Source organism: Natronomonas salina (assembly GCF_013391105.1).
GTDB classification, from domain to species: Archaea; Halobacteriota; Halobacteria; order Halobacteriales; family Haloarculaceae; genus Natronomonas; species Natronomonas salina.
On the sequence record NZ_CP058335.1, the window covers coordinates 564,603 to 581,230 of the forward strand.

Genomic DNA, 16,628 nt, shown 5'->3' on the forward strand with positions numbered 1-16,628 from the left:
TCCTGCATCGGTACGTGCCGTCGGTTTGCTGCGGGTCGAGTGTCGTGCTGTGTGTGGAATCATGCTGGCACCTTGCTGTTACGAGAAGTCGGGCTGGTCGAGTTCGTCACGACGTTTGTACTGGTTGCCGTCCTGGATCCGCTCGACGAACGCCGCCCAGGCGTCGCCGTTCGGGAACCGCAGGTTGTCGTTGTCGTCCCACGTGTACCCGGCGCGTTCGAGGATCGCCCGGGCCGCCTCGATGTCGTACTCATAGTGGGTGACGTCGTCGTTGTGCCACTGGGTCAGATCCGAGATCGGGTTCTCACCGGTAGGGACCGTCCCGCGGCCCAGCAGGACCTCGTCGACGAACCGCTCGGAGTTCATCGCCTTCGCGAGCGCCACGCGGAACTCCTTGTCGCGGACCAGCGGACAGGAGAACATCAGCTTGTTATCGAGCGGCGCGAAGTTCCCGGTCACGATGGTCTCGATGCCGTCGGTATCGGAGGCCCGATCTGCCTGGCTGTTCGAGAGCGTCGTGCCGACGGCGTCGATCTCGCCGCCCTCCAGCGACCCGAGCAGGGCGTCGATGTTGCCGATGTTGATCCAGACGACCCCCTCGATACCGTCGCCGCGCTCGGCCTGGTCGCCCAGCACGTCGGCCCGCCACTCGTCGTCGAACATCCAGTGGCCGTCGTTCCGCGAAGCCTCGAAGCGCGTCCCCTGCTCCCAGTTCTCGAAGACGAAGGGACCGGTCCCGACTGGGGGGTCGGGGTTGTGCTGTGAGGGGGAGTCGACGTCCTCCCATCGGTGCTTCGGGATGATGACGCTGCGGACCACCCGCTGGGTCATGAACGAGGCGTCGGGGTTCGTGAGGTTGAACCGGACCTCGTGGTCGCCGAGGACCTCGACGGAGTCGATCGGCTCGTAGAACGGCGTCTGGCTCGACGCCGAGTACTCCTGGTAGTAGTCGACGGTGAACTTCACGTCCTCGGCCGTGAACGGCTCGCCGTCGTGCCACTCGACGCCCTCCCGGAGCGACAGCTCGACGGTCGTGTCGTCGACGAAGCCGCCGCCCGACGCGAGCGCGGGGACGACGCCCAGATCGGGCGTCGCGTCGAAGAGCCCGTCGTAGATGAACGAGAGGCGCTTCTCCTCGGCGCCGCCGGCCGCCCAGGGCAGGTTCAGGGAGTTCATCGAGGTCGTGACGCCCTTGACGTAGGTCCGGTCGTCGGTCTCGGGTTGCAGGTTCACCTCGGTCCACTGGAAGGAGTCGCCCGTGGGCCCGTTCCCCGGCGTCCGGACGTAGCCGCTCCACCGCTCGGAGTTCACGGCCGTGACGATGTCGGAGAAGAGCGTGATGAGCGCGCCGACGTCCTCCGCGAAGATCTCCTGAGCCTGGTCGACCAGTTCCTCTCGGCGTTCCCGGTCAGTTTCCTGAGCCTGTTCGATCAGCAGTTCCTGTAACTCGGGGTGGTAGTAGTTATCGTAGTTCGAGAGGTTCCCCTCGGTTCTGCGCATCAGGAGGGGATTGGGGTCGAGTCCCCGCTGAGGGTCCGGCCCGTGGGTGCTCATCGAGATGACTGCCTCGAGGCCGGCGGTCGACCAGCTCTGGGCGTACAGCTGGTTCAGCGGCCTATCGTTGAAGTCGACGCTGATGCCCAGGTCGTTGAGTCCTCGCTTCACCATCAACGCGTGCTCGCGCATCCAGGGGTCGTCCTCCCGCGAGAACTCGACCGGCAGTCGGTCCAGGACGGCCCCGGCCGTCGCGCTGTAGTCGAGCGGCGGTGACTCCGCGTCGATCGTCTCCCAGTCGCGCCAGTACTGCGTTTCGACCGTCTCCGGCGTCCCCTCCGGCACCTCCGGGGTGAGGTCTTCGGCATTCCGGTCGCCGCCGCTGCACCCCGCCAGCGCAGCAGCGCCGACCGCGGCCGCCGACGCCACGTAGCGACGGCGGGTGAGCCGAGGAGAAGGACCACGGGTCGAGTCCTGGTTCTGGTGTGCCATCCTGCCCCACTATATTGGGTTGTATAGAATCGGTCTATTCCCTATCCGGGGCGATACCTATCGAACTTTAAGTAGGGCCGGGCGGAATCTGGCAGCAGAGCGGTTGGACCAACTCATAAGTAGACGGCCAGTAGGTGCTCGGCCTCGGCCACTACTCGCGGGGCCCGTAGATGAGTTCGAGGAGCGCGCCTTCCGCAGTTCGCAACCGCTCGCTGACCGTCGACTGCGCGATGTCGAGTTCGGCGGCCAGTTCCGTCTCCGAGATCTCCCGCGGGACCGAGAAGTAGCCGTGATTGTAGGCCATCTCCAGTATCGCCAGCTGTTCGGTGGTCAGCTTCGAGACGAGGACCTCGGTCAGTCGGCCGCTGTCGAGTAGCTCGCCCGGCTCCTCGTCCTGTGTGACCGACAGCAGTTCGAACTCGCCGAGGGTCGCCTGAATCTCGTCGGCCAGCGACCGGAACTGGTCCCAGTCCCGCGTCGTCGCGACGACCTCGAAGACCCCGTTCTGGAGGACAATTCGGTTCGGGATGGCTTCCTGTCGCAGGACCAGTCCGAGGATGAACGGGTACGACTCCTTCGCCAGGACGGTGATCCGGCGGATCTCCACGTCGCTCGATTCGGTGGGGATCTCGCTGGTGTAGTACAGCGACACCCCGGAGATATCGTCGACAATCGCCTGAGGGTCGAAGGGCTCCTCGGAGACGATGGTCAGCGATTCGATCCAGGCCCCGTCCTCAACGTAGAACGCGTTATCGAGTTCGATGCTCCGGAGTGCCGGCAGTCGCTTGGCTAGCTCCGCCATGATCCCGGTCGTCATCGTGGTGAACTCGATACGGAGGATGGCGACTCACTCCGCGTTCGTACAGACCGCTCGAACATATGTCTCACGACCGAGACTACGAGACCAGCGGCCAGTAGACCAGCCACGAGACGGCGACCACGACCAGGGAGAGCAGCATCGTCAGGACGCCGAACCTGGCGACGTCGTGATGAGACAGCGGCCCCCGATCCATGGAGACCAAGACGGCGGTCGTGTTGAACGGCAGGATCGTCGTCGAACCGACCACGAGCAGCACGGACAGTGCGAGGTGGAGCCGATCGACGCCGAACACACCGCCGAACTCCAGAACGATTGGCAGTATCACGACGATAGCGGCCGAGCCGGTCGAGAACAGGATTCGGATGCCGACTGCGATCGTGAGCAACGCGAGGACGACCTGCCACTGTGTCAGGGCGGCGAACGGAATCCATCGAGTCAGTATGTCGACGACGAGGGTGATCGCTCCCGTCGCCTCCATCACGTCGAGGATCGACAGCATCGCACCGATGAGGAAGATTATGCCCCAGCTAACCTCAGCGATGTCCTCGGCCGTGATGATCTCGACGCCCGGGAGCGCGAGCACCGCCACGGCGACGATTGCAGGGACGATCGTCGGCAAGCCGACGAACGACCCGACGACCCAGCCGAGGACGGCACCGACCGTTACCCCGCCGACGATGTACTGATCGCGAGTCACCGGCTCCGGCTCTTCGTCGGTGGAAGGCGACCCGACCGTCTCCGCCCGCTTCGCATCGTCGATGTCCGCGAACAGGCCTGCAGCGACCGTCGTGAGTCCGTACAGGCCGACCGTCGGCGGGAGCATCATCACGGCCCACTCGACCCACGTCACCGTCCGGACGGACTCGTTGACGATCTCGGAGGTCACGAGCGCCATCCCGCCGCCCGTCATCAGGGCCATCGAGGCGATCGGGTTGACGTGTCCCAGGAGGAGGTACGACCCGCGTTCGAACCCCTCGCTCGGCCCGAACCTGGTAGTGAGGCGCTCGACGACGGGGATGAACGTGACGGCACGAGCCATCGCCGAGGGCATCACGAGCGCCAGCGCCAGCACGCTTCCCGCGATAGAGCGGAAGGTCCGGGCGGGCGATCGCTCCGCGACGAGGAGGCGCTCGGCCAGTCGAACGTCCAGCCCGACACTGGAGATGGTGTTGGCGAGCAACAGCAACAGCAGGAGGAAGAAGACGAGTGTGGAGGTGTAGCCGGTCGCCGCCGCGGCGAACGAATCGACGGTCCCCAGGCCGAACAGGAGCACGACACAGAAGATACTGGAGACGACGTACGGCAGCGGTCTGGTGAGCCAGAGAATCAGCGCGGTGAGGAACACGGCAAGCGCGCGCTGTGCCGACGGCGAGACGCCGTCGGGGGTCGGAAAGAACACGCCGACTCCGAGCACGACGAGCGCGATCAACAGCCCGATGACCGCAGAGGGCTGGATCGTCACTCCCTGTGATTCGTCATCGGCCGGCCCCGAACCCATTTACATCCCTGTTACTGTCAGCGGGGAAATAGCTGATGACAGATAATCGGAGACGGAACACACTGCCCATCTGTAAACCGAGAAATGAAAGCCGGCGGAGGGATTTGAACCCTCGACCTAATCCTTACGAAGGATTCGCTCTGCCAGCTGAGCTACGCCGGCGGGGAGTGCATCCGACACTGGGAGGATAATCGCAATAAGGGTTGCGAACTGGGCTGAATCCCGAGTCGCTGGAAGGCAAAAACGAGAGGCCTGGCCAGCGTTAGTTCTGCCGGTAGATCCTGGCGCCGGCGACAGCCAGGAGCGCCGCGATCACCGCGACGACCGCGAACGCGACGATACTGAAGGTGCCCATGCCGGCCTCTTCTGCAGCACCTCCGGTATCGGTCGCTGTCGACTGCGTTGTCGTCGACTGGGTGTCGTCTGGCTCCTGGGCGAAGACCGCGAAGGTCGAGAACCCGGGGGTCTGGAACTCGTAGACGAGCTCGCCGTCGGACTCCTCGACCGACGTCGGCTCGAGTACCTGCCAGCTGTCGTCGTTGAAGCGTGCCAGGTGGATACGGTCGGGGTCACCGTCGTACTGCTCGGCGCTCAGCGACAGCCGGATCGTCGCCGATTGGTTCTCCAGTTCCTCGGGGACGGTGATCTCCATCGCCTGGACGAGCACGCCGGGCGCCACCGAGAGGTTCGCCGGCAGTTCCTCGAGGTCGGCGACCGTCGCCGTGCCGTTCGAAGCGTTCGGGAAGACGAGCGCGTCGACGGTGACGTTCTCGTCGAACTCGACGACCGTCCCGTTGACGTCGTCGTCCATGTCGACGACCGGCTGTGCGTCCGCGTCGACGGTCGAGTCCGGGACGTCCTCGGGCTCGATCTTCTGGACGACGAGCTTGCCGCCCTTGACGCCGTCGACCGAGATGGTTCGCTTGCCGGTGTGGTAGAAGGTCACCGGGATAGTGACCTCGACCGTCTCGCCCGCGGCGACCCCGACCGTCTCGTTCTCGACGGTGACGGTGTTGGCCTTGACGCGGACGTCGTACTCGCCGTCGGCGTCGCCCTCGTTGGCGACCGTGACGGTGACGTCTACCGTCTCGCCACACTCGATCTCGTTCACGGCGAGGGTGACGTCGGTGACGTTGAAGTCGGGGGATGGCACGGGGGCAGCACCGCCACCGCCTCCACCACCGCCACCGATACCGCCTCCGGTATCGCCACCGGTGTCGGGTTCTTCTTCCTCGTCGCCCTCACTGGGCGGGCTTTCGTTGGAACTGTTCTCTTCGAAGGTCACCGTGGCCGGTTCGACCTGCGTATCGGGCGCATCGATCGTGACCGAGCCCGCTTCGGTCGCCTCGAGTGTGAGGTAGGCTTCACCGTCCGTGCCCGTCTCGCTCTGCACCTCGGAGTCGTTGGTGAGAATCCCGTTCGGATCCTCGACCGATATCGGCTCGTTGGAGACGACGTCGTCGTCGACCTCTTCGATCGTGACGGTGACGTTCGTCTTACTACCGACTGTCACAGTGTTCGGTTCGACGACCAGCTTCGGAAGAGACGCGGAGATGGTATCGTTGATCTCGTAGCCGTTTCCGGTTGCCGTGACCTCGATCGAACCTTCATCGTCCGGTGCAAGGCTGAGCGTAGCCGCTCCGTTCTGGACACTCTCATTGGTGTCACTCGCGTTTCCAGACGCCTCGACGGTTTCGAGGTCGTCTGCAGGCGATCTGCCCTCGAAGACCTCGACCGTGACGTTGGTCGTCTCGCCGACATCGATTTCGTCCGGGACCTCCATGTCGACGGTCTCGACGGTCTCCGATGCGTTCTCGATGTCGTCTCGTGTGAAATTGATTTCGCCGCGGAACTCGGGACTCACCTGGAACGTCCCGGTCTCACCGACGTCGATGTCCTGTTGCTCCGAATCCTCGAGTGCGCTCCCGGAGGCGGTCACGGGAACCGAATCCGAGGCACCTCCGATCACGGTCACTTCGACAGGCTGGGTCTCACCGACTTCGACGTAATCGGTGTCGACAGCGAGACCGGTCTCGCTGGCTTCGACCGTCACGTTCGTCTCGAGGGTCGTGAAGCTGATAGTCGCCAGAGAGTCGTTGTCGGTCGGCTCGAACACGAGCTCGGCTTGACCGTCCTCGTCTGTCGCATCGTCGGATTTGGCGTCATTGTAGCCGATTCCCTCATCGGCATCGACGTCAAGCGTAACCCCCTCAAGCGATTCGTTGGCGGCACCGTTGAGCGTGACCGTCACCGAGGACTCCTGGTCGACCGGCACCCGCTGTGGCTGGACATCGATGCTAACCGTCGAATCAATCTTCTTCTGTTCGATGGGTTCACCGGTGTCATCCTCGTAGGTGAACGTAATTTCTCCAGCGCCGTCGGGGTTGAGCGTGAACTCGGCGACGCCGTTCTCGTTGGTCTGGCTCTCGTCACTGACTCCAGGTCCGTCAACACTGACTGTCCCATCGTCGACGGCGTTACCGTTCTCATCGACGACGGTGACGCTCACGTTGGTGTCGACACCGGCGGAGATCGCGTCGGTGTCGACGACCATCTCCTGGTCAGTCACCAGTAGTTCGGTCTCCGTAGTCTGGACGACCGCTTCATCACCGGGACTGGTCTGGACAGTCAGCGTTCCCGAGCCACTCTCGGCAGCGTCGAACGCGATACCGTCGCCGTCCTCGCTGTAGAGGGTGAGTGAGTCACCCGCAGTGGTCGAATCGAGGAAGAACTCGTCGACATCTACGACGATCTGGTTGTCGTTGACGGTGACGTCCTTGACGGGGATATTACCCTTCGTTGCGAGCTCCTGGGAGTCGTTGAAGGAGACGGCACCATCGATGCCGACGACGATGTCTTCCGTCGCGTTGATCTGTCCGCCCTCGGTGTCCTGGATGGTGACGTTCACCGGCACAGAAGCCGACTGGTTGTCCTCGTTGGGGGACAACACCGCGGGCCCTTCCGGGGTAGTGGTCACGGCCGGGACGAGGGTCTCGATCGGTGTTCCGTCAGATTCGACGGTGATCTCGTCGCCACCGTTGAGGCCACTCTCGTACTGGAACGTCAGACCGCTCGTCAGTTCAGCGTCCTCACCCTTCGTCTCGTCGACTCCCGAGACGTTGAACTGGATGCCGGAGAGCTCGATCTCGGTGCCCGATGTGAACTCGTCGGGCACGTCGAAGTACGGGTTCTGGAACTGGTCACCGACGAACTCAACGATGCTCGCATCGTCGTTGCCGATGTCCTGGCCGACGGTGAAGGCGATTTCGTTCTCGGTGATGCTCACGTTCTCGACGTCGTCGCTCTGGATAGCCGCGCTCCGGTCGAACGAGAGGTCGTCGCTGTACGCCTCCGGGATGGTGATCTGCATCTCGTTGCCGGCTTCGTAGAACGACCCCGATTGAGTGTCGGAGTTGTCGACAGTCACGGAGACGTTCCCGGCGTTCGCCGCGCCACGCGGGAGGGGTTCGTCGGATGTAACCGCGAAGTTCAGCCGTTCGGGTTCGATGGAGTAGCTGTCTTCCTCACCGCCAATCTCCCAGGTGAGGTTCGTCGTGGTCGCATCGGGCGTCGCGTCGAAGCGCAGCCCCTCGACGGTGAAGTCGGCGTCGCCTTGGAGCTGGCCTTCGAGGTCGGATGCCGATCCATCGTCCGCCTGGAAGCCACGCACCGCGACCTCGATTCGATCCGACCCGAGATGAACGACGTCCGTCGTGACGTTCTCGTCGGCCGACGTGACGTTGACGTCCTCCTCGGACAGTTTGTCGGCGAACGTGATTCCGGACCCGTCCGAAAGCGAGAGGTTGAACGTGAAGCGGTCGGGGAACTCACTCGACTCGTTGACCGTGACGCTGACGTTCTGGGCGCGTTCGTTGGCCGACGGGTCTGCAGCGTTCTGTGCGCCGTAGAGTCGCTGGTTGTCGGCGCCGGCGGTCAGCGCACCGTTCTCGCCGCCGAACTCGTCGTGGAAGTCGAAGACGGGATCGAAGTTCACGACGTCGAGGTTGTAGGCGGCGCTGCCAGAGGTACGGTCGCCGCGAATCTCGGTGAGGCTCCACTGGAGGGTGTCGGTCGAGGTGTCGTCGACCTCGGCGGCGTCGAAGGTGAGGTTGGTGATCCTGACGCCCTCAGCTTCCGGCGGCGTCGTCACATTGCTAGTTCCATCCTCGAAGTTGAACGAGAGGGCCACTACGTCCTCGCTGACCTGGTCGACGCGGATGTCGTTGGACCCCGCCAGCTCGTCGTCCTCCATGACGACGTTGCTCCCGTAGACCTTGACGTCGAAATCAGCCAGATTATTCTGGTCTGTATCGAAGGCGACGTCGTCGCCGTCGATCGTCAGGTAGAGCCGGAACTGATCGGGAAGCGGTTCGTCGCCGACCGCTTCTAGCTGGAGGGTGTCGTCGCCGCTGACCGCCCCTTCAGGGAGCTGCCCGTCGAAGTCCTCGAAGAGACGCGAGGTGTTCCCCGGTTCCGTAGTGGGCTGTTGCTCCTCTACGCTATCACGGAACTGGTCCTCGTAGCCGGCGCCGTCGGAGGCTTCGAGTTCGAAGCCACTGGAATCGTCCGTGATGTTCCCGTGGACCAGTTCGACGGCCTCGTCCGGCGAGACGCCGTCGAAACCGGCGAGGAGACTCACCAGTTCGGAGTCGGTGAGTTGGTCGAGTTCTTCAGGACTCTCCAGTTCGTCGGCGAGTGCACTGGCGACCGGCGAATCCGGATCCTCCAGCCCCTCGAGCCGTTCGACGACCGTCGTGGGGTCGACCGTCGACTCTGCCGAGGTCGAATCGCTCCCATCATCGGTAATCGACTCCGTCGTGTCGTCGATCGTATCCGTGGTGTCGTCGATGGTATCGGTCGTATCATCGACGGTGTCGGTCGTCCCGTCGAGGGTGCCGGTCGAATCGTCGATCGTACTGGTGGTCTCGTCGACAGTATCGGTCGTGTCGTCGACGGTATTGGTCGTCTGGTCGACTGTTTCGCCCACGAGGCTCCCGTCGTCCGCAGCGATCGTTCCGACGGCAGCTGCGCTGCTACCGACGACCGAGATGATCATGATCGCCGCGAGCAGGAGGGCTCGTAGTTTGTCAGTTGTTTCGTTTGTCATGGTTCGTGGTTCACCCAGCCGCGTCGGCTCTGTCTTGACCGAGCATTTCCCGAACCCCACAAAAGGGATTCTGGCAAACGCGTCCAAACGAATACAAAATATCTACAACTAACTGGACATTGCGAGAGATGCCCGGGCGCTTAAGTCAGCGTGTTAGAAGACGTGACAAAATCAGCCAGCCGAGCGGAATTCGATTCTTTCTGGATTCAGTCCGGTACGAATCGTGTACAAAGTACCTTCGAGGGTTCTACGTGTACTCGCCAAGCACCTCCGCCGAACGGAGAGCGAATATGATACGACTACAGTCGGATGAAACGGACGTTGGTATGGAGCGAACCACCACTACCTTCTGGGACGAAACTCAAAGGCAGACGCCAGGAGAAGTACTCCGGCCAGGGCGAATCCAATAGTGGTCCGAAAGCCCGTGATATATTGTCCGGTAATCGCACGAATGAAGCCCACCACTGCGATTAGCAAGAAGATGACCGCTATGACGGCAAGACTGACTGACACGTAGGGTCGCTCAACCGTCTTGGAAATCATACGACTGAGTAGAAGCTATCAGTTGATAAAACCGCCTTCATTCAACTTAGACACCCACCAGTAGCAACTGCAACCGTCACGCTACCGTATATGAATCGGGACATCGGTCCGTGGAGATCATTGAGACCAACCGTGATGAACTCCGCCAGAATGGTAAACCGGCCTACTTCTGTTAGTTGCCTGTATCGCTACTCGTCACCGCGTCAGTCGCACGTCCAGACAGACGTTCAGTTCGTGCGGCGCGTAGGATCTGACCTCCCGTTGGGTCTCCACCGAGACGTCGTACTCGGGTTCGGCAGCAGCCCGGATTGCCGCCTCTCCCGGCCCGAACGGGTCGGAGTCGTGCTGGATGTCGTAGTAGTGGAGCACGCTGTCGTCGCCGGCCAGTTCGACGGCGGTCTCGAGGAACTCGTCGGCGCTGTGGGGGAGGTTCATCACGATCCGGTCGGCCCAGTCGTCGTAGCCCTCGACCTCACGGACGTCACCGTGGATGGCCGTCACGCGGCTGCCCACCTTGTTCCGCTCGGCGTTCCGTTCGAGGTACTCGATGGCGGCCTCGTTGAGGTCGACGCCGACGCACTCGGCGCCCCGTTTCGCCGCGGGGATCACGAACGGCCCGACGCCGGCGAACATGTCGAAGAACTGTTCGCCCGACTCGACCTGCTCTATGACACGGCGGCGTTCGGTGGCCAGTCGCGGCGAGAAGTACACGCGCTCGATGTCGAGTTCGAACGCACAGCCGTACTCGCGGTGGACGGTTTCGGTGTCGTCGCCGGCGAGGACGTCCCACTCGCGGACCCGGAGTTCGCCCTCGATGGGCGAGGCGCGATTGACGACCGTCTCCACGGGGATGTCTGAGGCGATCAGAGCGTCGGTGATGGCTGTTGCCCGTTCGGCGTCGTCTTCGTCGACGATGACGATGTCGCCGAGGCGCTCGTAGGACGGCTCGAAGCCGAGGATATCCTCGGGGAGGGTCTGTGTCTCTCGTTCGGTCGCCTCGCGGTCCACGACCTCAAACTCCTCGCGGAGCGCTGCCAGGTCGGCGTCCGCAGCGAGCGGGATGTAGATGTCCCCGTCGACGACGTCGATCTCGTGGAGGTCCGAGACGACGTCCCGCTCGGCGAGTCGCTTTCGGGTCGCCTCCCCCTCCTCGCGGGGAACGCGGACGCAGGGCACCGACATTGGGGGGAGTCGGCGCGGCCGGGCGGTAAGGCTGACGGTCGGCGTTCCGCTGCGTACGTTGCCGCCGATTCCGAACGCGGTGCTTTTCCCGGCGGCGCGTCGAGAGCGGGTATGCTCACCTTCGTCGGACTCGGCCTCTACGACGAGCGCTCGATCACCCTGGAGGGTCGGGACGCGCTCGAGGCGGCCGACCGCGTCTTCGCGGAGTTCTACACCAGCAAGCTCGCCGGTGCGACCGTCGACGACGTCGAGGCGTTCCACGACGTCGAGATCGAGGTCCGCGACCGCGCAGGCGTCGAGCAGGAGCCCGACCCGATCCTCCAGGCCGCCGAGTCCGAGGACGTCGTCTTCCTGACCGCTGGCGATACGATGATCTCGACGACGCACGTCGACCTCCGGCTCCGTGCGGCAAAGCGAGGCATCGACACTCGAATCGTCCACGGGACGACCGCCGAGGCGGCCGCCGCGTCGCTGACCGGCCTCCAGAACTACCGCTTCGGGAAGGCGACGACGTTGCCGTTCCCCTATGCCCACGGCGCTGACGGTGTCCCGAGAAGCGTCGTCGATACCATCGAGGACAATCGCGAGCGTGGCCTCCACACGCTCGTCTATCTCGACATCAAGGTCGGTACTGGGCCGAAGGGACCAGATCCTGACCACGAGGAGTACATGACTGCCGACTACGCGGCCGGACTCCTTGCCGAGGATCTCGATACGGTGGGAGTCGTCGTGGCCAGGGCCGGGAGTCCGGACCCAGTGGTGGCCGCCGACGCCTTGTCGGCGCTGGGCGAGCGGGAGTTCGGCGACCCGTTGCACCTGCTCGTCATCCCCGGTGATCTGCACGTCATCGAGCGGGACGCACTGGCTTCGATCGGCGGGGCCGCCGACGAGGTCCTCCCGGACCCGCTGTAATCACATCGACGACCGTTGCGACGATAGTTACCAGTAACTCATCACCGAAATACAGACCCTCCATGTCGACGCAGACGGTTCGCGGGACGATCGGGGGTATGGGGCGGCGAGCGAATCCAGCCTTCGCGATGGCGGTGATCCTGGTACCGTTGGCAGCACTGGGCTATGCGGTGACGGTCTCGTCCATCCAGGGTCACATCTACGTCCACGTCATGGCAGGGGTGCTCTGGACGGGCATCGACATCTTCGTGACATCCTCCCCGCTGTAAACAGCGGGGTCCCCACACAGTGGGAATCCGGCGTGGCAGGTTTCAGTCCGAATACGCCGAGAGAGTCATCTGTCCGGTTCTCGGACTCGTCTCTCAGTGGACTGTGGCGCTGTCACAGGCGCACCCGTCCTGTGGCGAGTCATCGCGTCCGGGTTCCCAACGGACGCTCTCTCCCCACGGGTTGACGCGACTGGCGATATTCGCCGCCGCGTTAATATCCGCTTGGAATCCCGATACGTGGCAGTCGTCGTTCGAACACACGAACTCCGCTTGCTGACTCCGCCGACCGAGACGGTTACAGGCATGGCACGTCTGCGAGGTGTACGCCGCATTGACGTACTCAACGCGAATGCCTGCCTCGGTTGCTTTGTCTTCGATTCGGCCTTGTAGCCGGGCGAACGCCCACGCATGAAGCCGCCGGTTCATGAATTTGCCGTAATCCAGCCGTTCCCGGATGTACGACAGGTCTTCTAGGACAATAACCGGATTCTTGAACTGCTGGGCATACTCAATGGCTTGTCGAGACGCCTTCTCGACAATATCTGTGAGGGCGTTTTGGTAGTGGTTGAATCGTTCGTCCAAGCGCCACTCGGCGGCATCTCGGGACTGAAGCCGCCGAAGTGTAGTGAACATCTCTTTGCGAAGCTGTTGCGCTCGACTGCCGCTGACGAGCAGGGGTTTCCGTGGCGCGTCGCGTTTGAGGGCACAGCCCGTGATCAACGCGCTCTCGCCTATGTCGAAGCCGACAGGGGTTTCGTCAGTATCGTCCGAGTCAGTCGGTCCCTCGACCGAGTATTCGACGGTGACGTGCAACTCCCATGACGTGCGGTGACGCTGTAGACGGAGTTCGCCCGCATTTGCACCCTCGGAGAGCAGGTCGAACCATAAGGATTCCTGCTCCGGGTTAATCCGAAGCGGGATCCAAAAGTTCGTCCCGCGACCGGGTTGCGGGACTTGCCAGACGTAACCGTGTTCGCGCTCTTCGGAGTAGTCAAACTTCGCGGCCCGGTTGACGAGTCTAATCGGATGCTCCTCGTCCAACTCCTCGGCATTGAACGTGGAACATAGTTTCGGGACGTAGGATTTGAGCGCATCTTTGGCTTGGTACGGTAGTTTGTAGGGCGTCACAACTTCATTGACAGCAGACATTGTGTCCGCCCCGTTGTCGAAGGCGTCGTGGAGTGCTTGACGGTAGATATCCAACAGCCGCTGTAGGCGTTGCTCTTTGCCCGTGGTGGGCGTAGCGAGCGTGGCCTGTAGCGTCTTGGTCACCGTCTCGGACACACTACCCATTAGGCTACCGGCACTCATAAATGTAACATTGATGTAACATTAGTTGTGAAATACGTCAAGATAGAGTTCGATGACGAATCGCAATACAAGAGTCTGAGAGAGACGAAGAAACACCACGGGCTTACGTGGAAAGGAATGCTACTCCATGCTCAGAAGGAATTGGATTCCGACCCGACCACCAGATAGCGGTTGTCCAGTATCGTGGCGCTTATCCGCAGGTCCAATGGCTGGGATTCCGTACTAGGTAGCTGGTCTCACTATCGTCAGTGGGGTGTGTACTATAGCGTATGTGCTTCCTTCCAAGGCAAAAATTCGCAAGTTTCCACGCTGCATCTCGACGACGACGCCGGGCGTCGTCGTCGCGCTCGCGCTCGTCACCATCCTCTCCGTCCAGGGGTTCGGATTCCTGTTGCCCGGCGAGATCCGGATGTACCGCGAGATGCAGTCGGCCGACCCGGACTCGTCGGCCATCGCGGCCATCGGCAAGCAGAATGCCGCGCTGGGCGGCGTCCAGGGGCTTGTTCAGCTACTGTTAATCCTCGATATGGTGTATCTGCGCTGGGGCGGCTTCCCGGTCTGAGCACCCAGTGACGACCCTGCAATGAGCTCAGTCGTCGGTTGGCGTCGGTTCGCCCGACGCCTCCTCGTCCATGTCGACGTCCGGCAGCAGGCCGATCTCGGCGGCCGTGTCGCGTTCCTCGCCGGTGACCATGAACGCGACGTCGTCGATGATGACCAGCAGCTCCGGGAGTTCCCGGATGACGAACCACGCGATGCCGACGAGCGCGACGACGGAGAGCGTCTGGCTGATGACGCCCTCGGCGACGATGTGGGAGACCATGTAGGGGTCGGAGGCGCCGAAGAGGTCCATCAGGTAGGGCGCATACCAGCCGTCGAACCACTGGCGACCGAACGCCAGTCCGATGAACGTCGTCCGGACGATGTTGAGGAGGTAGATGATCGGGATGGCGATGGCGAGTGCCCTAAATTTCCGGCGCCACGGCGCACGGACCGCGGCGATACAGCCGGCGAAGATGGCCATACTGCCCAGTGCGGTGCAGGCCATCACGATGTTGTAGACGATGCCGCCATGACTGGGATCCGCGGTCGGGAAGAAGAACGCGGCGTCGAAGCCGGCGTAGGCTTCGCGGTCGGCGCTGATCGGTCGGCGGGTCGGCTCGTAACCGAGGAGATCCATCGTCGTCGCGGTCTGGTTGGCGACGTGCTCGACGAGCACCTGGCGGACGATCGGGATGGTCTCTGCGGGCAGGTAAATCAGGCCCATCACGGCGACTGCACGCGTGAGGACGAACAGCGAGTCGCGGCCGCCCGCGACGAGGTAGCCGGCATAGATGCAGGCCGGGACGCCGACGAGTGCGAGGATGGCCTCGACGAAGCTGTTCTGGGCGAAGAAGAAATGAGGCGCGAGCAGCAGCCAGAAGGCGGCGAACAGCACCCATCCGCCCCCGACGACGTAGCGTGCGGCCTCGGGGAAGCGCCGCTCGGCGAGAGCGCCGCCGCCGAACAGCGCGACGAGGAGCCACGCTAGCGGGTCCGTCACGGCCAGGACGTCGAACGGGAGCATCGATGTCTGTTCGACCGATGGACTGGTCGAGTAAAGTTCTTGTCGGCCCCCACAGCTGGGAACTCGGGGCGGTGAGCGAGGGAGAAAGGCTTTGCCGACCGACCGACAACGCCGGGATATGCGACGGCGACGCTTCCTCGGACTCGCCGGCGGCGGGGCCGCAGCCCTCGTCGGCGGCGTCGCCGTGGACAACGTCATGCTCGGCTACGGGACAGTCTCCGGGACCAACCTCACCGAACAGGACCTGGCCGCGAAAGCCAACGAGCGACTCGGCCCGGTCGAGGGCCGGACGCTCCAACTCGACGGAACGACCGTCGGCATCCACGATGATCGACTCGATGTCAGCGACGACTCGCTGTCGTGGGCTGCAGATGCCGATGAGATCGAACAGGTGGAGCAGGACCAGGGGATCGAGTCGGGGACTCTCGCCGGACTGGTCGCCGACATCCCGACGCTCTGGGCGGAGGACCACGTCGTCGAACCCGTGAAGGCCGAGACCTTCTTCGACCGTGCAGCCGCCTCGGAAACGCGCCCTGAGACCGTCGAGGCGCTCCGCGGCCCGCGAATCAGGGATGTCTCTCCCAAGGTCGTCGAAGCGTTCGCTGACGTCGACCCAGCGGATCCACGCGAGATGGCTTACGGGTTCGTCGACGCCTTCCGCGAGCACACCTTCTACGACGCCCCGCGGTATGTCGCGGGCGCCATCGAGGACAACGTCCTCAGGAAGACCGTCGAGCTCCGTGAGCCATTCGACCAGCCGACGGACTTCGAGACGCTTCTCGAGGGGGAGAACGCGGGCTTCTTCTGCTACGACTTCGTCTACCGCTCCCTCGAGGCGTTCCACGCGGTCCCAGCCGCCGAGCAGACCATCCCGGTCGTCGGTGCGTACGTCCGCGACTCGCGGCACAAACACGCCTACACGGGGCTCGCGACGGTCACGCGGGAGAACGATGGACAGCTCACGCTCCTGCTCACGTTCCTCGATTACACGCCGACGACGACGGCCCACAGCTTCGGGGTGACGCGGCTAATCGGCGACGACCCGAACGCCTACACCGACGGCCACCGGACGACCGACATGTTCTGGAACAAGCCGACGTACATCTAGATCCGATCGAGGTCTCGTTCCAGGTCCTGGGTGCTGTAGCCAACATCGATCCCTTCCTCGGCGGCGAGCGTAACCATCTCTACGTACGAGACGTCGGCTGTCTCGGCTGCTTTCCGAATCGAGACGCTATAATCAGCAAGCTGCTCTAATGCCCGCTCGGTCTGCCAGTTAGCCAATCCATCTCGGATAAGACGTCGAAGGACCACCGTGCGATCCACATCCCATTCTGCCTCGAGTTCTGCAAGCGTCTCTGCGTCGGCCTCCGAGAGACGAGTCGTTACTGTCCTCATCGTATTCAGATTACGTGAAGGATTGCTATCCGTAT

At 63.1% G+C, this 16,628-nt stretch carries 11 protein-coding genes, 1 tRNA gene and 1 pseudogene; 4 read left to right on the plus strand and 9 right to left on the minus strand.

Translation table 11 applies throughout. The annotated features are described in order from the left end of the window. Window positions 1-78: 78 nt before the first annotated feature. The 6 genes from HWV07_RS03215 to HWV07_RS03240 form a co-directional block, all read right to left on the minus strand. The gene (locus HWV07_RS03215) at window positions 79-1,986 is read right to left on the minus strand and encodes an ABC transporter substrate-binding protein (RefSeq protein ID WP_178332922.1); all 1,908 of its coding nucleotides are present in this window, start codon (window positions 1,984-1,986) and stop codon (window positions 79-81) included. Between the two features lie 151 nt (window positions 1,987-2,137). Continuing rightward, entirely contained in the window at window positions 2,138-2,788 is a 651-nt protein-coding gene (locus tag HWV07_RS03220) for a helix-turn-helix domain-containing protein (protein ID WP_178335970.1), read from the minus strand. Window positions 2,789-2,882: 94 nt separating this feature from the next. After that, window positions 2,883-4,304, minus strand: coding sequence for an SLC13 family permease (locus HWV07_RS03225; RefSeq protein WP_178332923.1), 1,422 nt, complete (start codon window positions 4,302-4,304; stop codon window positions 2,883-2,885). 89 nt (window positions 4,305-4,393) lie between these two features. After that, window positions 4,394-4,466 (minus strand) — tRNA-Thr (locus HWV07_RS03230). 100 nt (window positions 4,467-4,566) lie between these two features. Then, complete coding sequence (locus HWV07_RS03235) at window positions 4,567-9,411, minus strand: PGF-pre-PGF domain-containing protein (RefSeq protein WP_178335971.1); 4,845 nt, start codon at window positions 9,409-9,411, stop codon at window positions 4,567-4,569. Between the two features lie 738 nt (window positions 9,412-10,149). Then, the gene (locus HWV07_RS03240) at window positions 10,150-11,136 is read right to left on the minus strand and encodes a class I SAM-dependent methyltransferase (RefSeq protein ID WP_178332924.1); all 987 of its coding nucleotides are present in this window, start codon (window positions 11,134-11,136) and stop codon (window positions 10,150-10,152) included. Between the two features lie 111 nt (window positions 11,137-11,247). Between HWV07_RS03240 and dph5 the strand changes: the two genes are divergently transcribed. Both dph5 and HWV07_RS03250 read left to right on the plus strand, forming a co-directional pair. Then, entirely contained in the window at window positions 11,248-12,048 is an 801-nt protein-coding gene (dph5, locus tag HWV07_RS03245; RefSeq protein WP_178332925.1) for a diphthine synthase, read from the plus strand. 62 nt (window positions 12,049-12,110) lie between these two features. Continuing rightward, entirely contained in the window at window positions 12,111-12,317 is a 207-nt protein-coding gene (locus HWV07_RS03250; protein WP_246279821.1) for a hypothetical protein, read from the plus strand. A gap of 93 nt (window positions 12,318-12,410) precedes the next feature. On the opposite strand, the gene HWV07_RS03255 is transcribed toward HWV07_RS03250, so the two are convergent. Beyond that, window positions 12,411-13,601 carry an RNA-guided endonuclease TnpB family protein gene (locus HWV07_RS03255; protein WP_178332926.1) on the minus strand — a complete coding sequence of 397 codons (1,191 nt, stop codon included), beginning with the start codon at window positions 13,599-13,601 and terminating at the stop codon, window positions 12,411-12,413. 349 nt (window positions 13,602-13,950) lie between these two features. Here HWV07_RS03255 and HWV07_RS03260 point away from each other — a divergent pair. Continuing rightward, a pseudogene (locus HWV07_RS03260) lies at window positions 13,951-14,190 on the plus strand (hypothetical protein); the annotation flags it as partial. A gap of 27 nt (window positions 14,191-14,217) precedes the next feature. On the opposite strand, the gene artA reads toward HWV07_RS03260, so the two are convergent. After that, complete coding sequence (artA, locus tag HWV07_RS03265; RefSeq protein WP_178332927.1) at window positions 14,218-15,195, minus strand: archaeosortase A; 978 nt, start codon at window positions 15,193-15,195, stop codon at window positions 14,218-14,220. 118 nt (window positions 15,196-15,313) lie between these two features. Here artA and HWV07_RS03270 point away from each other — a divergent pair, with 118 nt between their 5' ends. Continuing rightward, entirely contained in the window at window positions 15,314-16,303 is a 990-nt protein-coding gene (locus HWV07_RS03270; RefSeq protein ID WP_178332928.1) for a hypothetical protein, read from the plus strand. On the opposite strand, the gene HWV07_RS03275 is transcribed toward HWV07_RS03270, so the two are convergent. Beyond that, entirely contained in the window at window positions 16,300-16,593 is a 294-nt protein-coding gene (locus HWV07_RS03275; RefSeq protein ID WP_178332929.1) for a hypothetical protein, read from the minus strand. The two genes, HWV07_RS03270 and HWV07_RS03275, sit on opposite strands and share 4 nt — an antisense overlap. Window positions 16,594-16,628: the final 35 nt, after the last annotated feature.

Bases quoted from the DNA above. Each gene is read 5' to 3' on its own strand.
- HWV07_RS03215 (WP_178332922.1), bottom strand. From the start codon at position 1,986: ATGGCACACCAGAACCAGGACTCGACCCGTGGTCCTTCTCCTCGGCTC.
- HWV07_RS03220 (WP_178335970.1), bottom strand. From the start codon at position 2,788: ATGGCGGAGCTAGCCAAGCGACTGCCGGCACTCCGGAGCATCGAACTC.
- HWV07_RS03225 (WP_178332923.1), bottom strand. From the start codon at position 4,304: ATGGGTTCGGGGCCGGCCGATGACGAATCACAGGGAGTGACGATCCAG.
- HWV07_RS03235 (WP_178335971.1), bottom strand. From the start codon at position 9,411: ATGACAAACGAAACAACTGACAAACTACGAGCCCTCCTGCTCGCGGCG.
- HWV07_RS03240 (WP_178332924.1), bottom strand. From the start codon at position 11,136: ATGTCGGTGCCCTGCGTCCGCGTTCCCCGCGAGGAGGGGGAGGCGACC.
- dph5 (WP_178332925.1), top strand. From the start codon at position 11,248: ATGCTCACCTTCGTCGGACTCGGCCTCTACGACGAGCGCTCGATCACC.
- HWV07_RS03250 (WP_246279821.1), top strand. From the start codon at position 12,111: ATGTCGACGCAGACGGTTCGCGGGACGATCGGGGGTATGGGGCGGCGA.
- artA (WP_178332927.1), bottom strand. From the start codon at position 15,195: ATGCTCCCGTTCGACGTCCTGGCCGTGACGGACCCGCTAGCGTGGCTC.
- HWV07_RS03270 (WP_178332928.1), top strand. From the start codon at position 15,314: ATGCGACGGCGACGCTTCCTCGGACTCGCCGGCGGCGGGGCCGCAGCC.
- HWV07_RS03275 (WP_178332929.1), bottom strand. From the start codon at position 16,593: ATGAGGACAGTAACGACTCGTCTCTCGGAGGCCGACGCAGAGACGCTT.